The 2,037-nt window shown below is 50.5% G+C and carries 3 protein-coding genes; all 3 read right to left on the reverse strand.

What is annotated here, in order from left to right:
* Window positions 1-37: 37 nt before the first annotated feature.
* Window positions 38-730, reverse strand: a complete 693-nt coding sequence (locus Q1A69_RS19830; protein WP_299589568.1) for a hypothetical protein — start codon at window positions 728-730, stop codon at window positions 38-40.
* A gap of 286 nt (window positions 731-1,016) precedes the next feature.
* Window positions 1,017-1,457 (reverse strand): DUF2793 domain-containing protein, encoded by a 441-nt coding sequence (locus Q1A69_RS19835; protein ID WP_299589570.1) that lies wholly within the window; start codon window positions 1,455-1,457, stop codon window positions 1,017-1,019.
* A 16-nt stretch (window positions 1,458-1,473) separates the two neighbouring features.
* Window positions 1,474-2,037: hypothetical protein (locus tag Q1A69_RS19840; protein ID WP_299589572.1), on the reverse strand; the 564-nt coding region annotated here is incomplete at its 5' end.

The raw sequence follows: 2,037 nt of genomic DNA on the forward strand, positions 1-2,037 counted from the left end.
TTGACTAAAAAACATTCATTTTTTTGCTGTGTGAAACCTAATGCAGAGTTAGAAAGCTATTTTTCAGAGTCTCCTTAAGCCTAAAAAAACCACCAATACTTGATTCAAAGCCGTCACTTGGGCCTCCAGGATTGACAGACTGCCCCATACCCGCAGGAGAAAAATCGTGATTGAGAAACTGGGAGGCTAACAGCGCCGCCAGCCCCGTAACTGCATCGACAAGATTTTCAAAATTGGCTTGAGTAAAGTTTATATGGCGATCATGTTTTGTACTGTTGTAAGCAGTATACCAACTAAGCGACCCAGCTGAAGCCCATGATGAAAAAGGCTTTCTAACACCAGAGCCACCAAGCCAATTAGGTACCTTTACTTCAAATTGAGATAGATAATGACTCTGTTCGATTTTCTTATAGTCGCTCATATTCCAGTTACCAGATCGAACATATCCGTTTTCTCTTAGTATCGCTGTACAGTTAGCCTCTACCTCGACACAAGTTCTAAGCAACAATTCATGAATCCGATGCGAGTGTGTATTCAGGTTTGTATCCGACGGCTCAATATAACTAAAAAGATCCAATATATCTTTTTGTATTAGTTGGAACGCCCGAACAAAATTATCTGGAGAGTCTGCGTACTTATCATGAAGTACATACATCCATTTGCCAGAATCTGAATAGGTGTTATCTGTAAAAATTCTAGCGGTTCTCTTATACGGTGAAATTATTCCCACATTCTCTCCTTAGTTGCATAACAGTGTATTCAAAAGCAGCTGCAATATATCACCCACCACTATATCCACAGACTCCTTTCGGCAACGATTTAAAGAAAACCCTGTAGAAACATCAGGTTACCGGCCGTTGGTACCAGCGTACATAAGTGGATATATTGCAGCCGCATCATATCCCGGCATTTTCGCTGCTATATATCCTTTTGAAAACCCCTTAAAAGTCAAAAGGTTAGTATCTTTTTTCTGTGGATATATGAAGGGGCTTTTGATCCCTGATAGTCAAAGCAAGCTAGGTGGCTTGATTATCCCAGTAAACCCCGCTCAATGCTGCCAACATCTGCCCAACAACCCCCGCTAAATCCGTGCCCGTATCCCCCGTAATCTGCGGCAAAGTCTCCGGGCGGTTGGCCACCTGCCAGCCGCTACTGGTGTTGATATACAGCAGGCTGTCGGCCTGATTGAGCGCGACCTTGGCGGGAAAGAATTGCCAGTAGCCGGGGTCCGCCACATAGCGGGCGAGCTGGCCGTCTTGGTTTGCCCAGTCGCCGCTGCCGGTAGCAACGATATAGCGGCTGCCGTCGGTGAGCGTTTCTGGGGGATCGTTTTGGATACCTTGCACTTCGATCTGTAGCAGTGCGTCGATAGTGTCCAGGGCTTGGTTGAGGCTGACGGCGGGGTCTAGGGTGCCTTCCTGGGCGTAGGGGATGCCGTTATTGGGTGTAGTGCTCATGGGGTTTGTTTCCTGCTTATACGCTGATCTGTGCAACCGGACCTGGGCCGGTGGTGCTGTTGAGCTGGCTGACGGTGATCGTCGCGGGGCCTGGGTCTGCGAGGGTGAGTGTGGTTGCGCTGGTGTCGGTGCTCTGCCCGTTGACGGTTACCCGGTAACCGCTAAAAAACTGGCTTTGATCGTAGGCGGCGCGGCCGCCGAGGCGCCCTACTCCGTGCCATTGGATCACCAGCTGGCCATTTGTACGGTGCGCGCTGAGATTGGCTGGGGCTGGTTCGGTGTGACTGGCGCCGGTGAAGGTGCCGCTGGTGGTGGTCTCTTTGCCGCTGCCGATACTGGTGGCGCGGAAGGTGAATGTCTGGCCGAGATTGTAGCGCTCGGTGGCAATAAAGTTCAGGGTGTTGCGCTCGAGTAATACAAAGCGCGTGCCCGCCGGGTGATTAGTCGGCGTGGTGCCAAGGCGCCCGCGCAGCAAGTGGCCGATTTCCCACAGGCCGGGGCTAATTTCTTCGGCCTCACCAAAACTCACAATTTCATGGCCAATCAGTGCCCTATTCTGGCGATTGAGCAGATCCGCGAG

It is taken from the genome of uncultured Microbulbifer sp. (assembly GCF_947498635.1).
GTDB classification, from domain to species: Bacteria; Pseudomonadota; Gammaproteobacteria; order Pseudomonadales; family Cellvibrionaceae; genus Microbulbifer; species Microbulbifer echini.

Excerpts from the sequence above, each read along its gene's own strand:
- Q1A69_RS19835 (WP_299589570.1), bottom strand. The coding sequence starts at position 1,457 with ATGAGCACTACACCCAATAACGGCATCCCCTACGCCCAGGAAGGCACC.